We start from the raw sequence: 1094 nt of genomic DNA, 5'->3' as shown, positions 1-1094 counted from the left end.
AGAGGGCGTTTTGGTGCGTCTCGTGAGCTGAAGTCGCCCATGTCCGCTGGTTGATTTGTCCCGGCATGTACGGTATCTGCGTATCCGGGAACCAGGGCGCGCTCGCGTCTGTGTCCATTTCGCGAGGTGAGGGTGCTCGGATTCCGTCTGGCGTAGCTTTGCGGGAGACACGCCGTGTTCAGTTGATGTTGGGGTATCGCGGCGCACGGGGAGTAGGGGTCGATGCATGACCCCCCGACGCGCGTACCCCTCCGACATCTCCGACGCCCGCTGGGCGTTGATCGAACCTACCTTGACCGCCTGGCGCCAAGCCCGGCTCGACCGACGTCCGACTGGAGAGGCAGCCCGCACCGACCTGCGGGACATCTTCGACGCGATCTTGTATGTGAACCGGACGGGGATCGCCTGGAAGTACCTGCCGCATGACTTCCCGCCACACCCCACGGTCTACTCCTACTACGCCGCCTGGCGCGATGAGGGCATCTTCGCGCAGCTCAACTATGCGTTGACCGGTCTGGCTCGCGTGAAGGCCGGACGCGCTGCCGAGCCGACCGCGGCCGTCATCGACACACAGAGTGTGAAGACCTCCACCAACCCGCCTACCACCACGCAGGGGACGGATGCCGCTAAGAAGATCGTCGGGCGGAAACGCAGCGTCGCCACCGACGCGCTTGGCCTGCTCCTGGCGGTGACCGTCTGCGCCGCCTCGGTCTCGGAGAACCACGCCGGAACCCGGGTGCTTGACCAGGCAAAAGCCGCCCATCCCACGATTACCAAGACCTGGGTCGATGCCGGCTTCAAGACCCAGTTCGTCGAGCATGCCGCAGCCCTGGGTATCGACGCCGAGGTCGTCCCCCGCAATTCCGACGTGAAGGGCTTCCATGTGCTCAAACGCCGCTGGGTCATCGAACGCACTCTTGGATGGCTGATGCTGCACCGCAGGCTCGCCCGCGACTACGAGACGTTGCCCGCCAGCTCCGAAGCGATGATCCACATTGCGATGATCGACAACGTCAGCAAGCGTGTAACCGGCGAAACTACACCAACCTGGAGAGGGACGTACTAGGACGAAAAGTTCAAATCAAACGCCCTCT

At 63.5% G+C, this 1094-nt stretch carries 1 protein-coding gene; it reads left to right on the top strand.

Annotated elements, in window-relative coordinates; all coding sequences use genetic code 11:
* The first annotated feature begins 226 nt into the window (after positions 1–226).
* Positions 227–1066, top strand: a complete 840-nt coding sequence (locus AB0I59_RS42045) for an IS5 family transposase (RefSeq protein WP_358142678.1) — start codon at positions 227–229, stop codon at positions 1064–1066.
* Positions 1067–1094: the final 28 nt, after the last annotated feature.

Origin of the sequence: Microtetraspora glauca (assembly GCF_040656155.1) — a bacterium.
Classification (GTDB): domain Bacteria; phylum Actinomycetota; class Actinomycetes; order Streptosporangiales; family Streptosporangiaceae; genus Microtetraspora; species Microtetraspora glauca.
Note: the sequence above shows the minus strand (reverse complement) of the source record. Positions and strands in the feature narration are given on the sequence as shown.